General features: G+C 71.6%; 2 protein-coding genes. Both read right to left on the reverse strand.

What is annotated here, in order from left to right:
• The coding region (locus KUM32_RS37260) for an AIM24 family protein (protein ID WP_217146286.1) at positions 1–282 on the reverse strand (282 nt) is incomplete at its 3' end.
• On the reverse strand, positions 282–637 hold a 356-nt coding region (locus KUM32_RS37265; protein ID WP_217146287.1), incomplete at its 5' end, for an AIM24 family protein. The genes KUM32_RS37265 and KUM32_RS37260, both read right to left, overlap by 1 nt.

Below are 637 nucleotides of genomic sequence, written 5' to 3' on the forward strand. Positions count from 1 at the left end.
CTCCACGTACAGCGTGTCCCCGCTCAGGTCGACCACCCGCACGTAGTGGCCGCCGTGCCCGAACAGCACCGTGCCGTTGCCCTCCACCGTCATCAGCGGCGTCGCCTCGTTCGCCACCCGGCGCCCGATCATCGACATCACGCCGCCCTGGCCGCCGGTGATGCTCGGCGTGAACGCGACCTCGCCCCGGTAGGCGAGCATCGCCCCGCGCTGGCTGAACATCGTCTGCCCGGGCGTGATCGCGGCCTCCACGATCCGCGTGTTGACCATCGTGAACGGCATCAGACCTCACCGCCGACCGTGTTGCGCTCGCTGGGCTGTACGTACACCAGGCCCTCGCCCTCGAAGCGGATCTGGAACGCCTCCCCGGAACCCTCGCCTATCAACGTCCGGAAGTTGACGCCCGACTGGAAGTGCTGCTGGAGGCGGCCGGTGTGCGCGACGTAGGCGCCGGGGTCCACCCGCAGCGGGTACTCCGGCGTCACGCGCAGCACGACCGCCTCGCCGGCCGAGACGAGCGCGGCCTGCCCGCTGCCCTCGACGGTCGTGGTGAACAGGCCGTTGCCCTGGGAGGCGCCGCGCAGCCCGGTGAAGGTGGTGCCGGTGCGCAGGGCGCCGTCCGCGCACAGCAGGTTGC

The sequence above is a fragment of the Streptomyces sp. AC627_RSS907 genome (assembly GCF_019049165.1).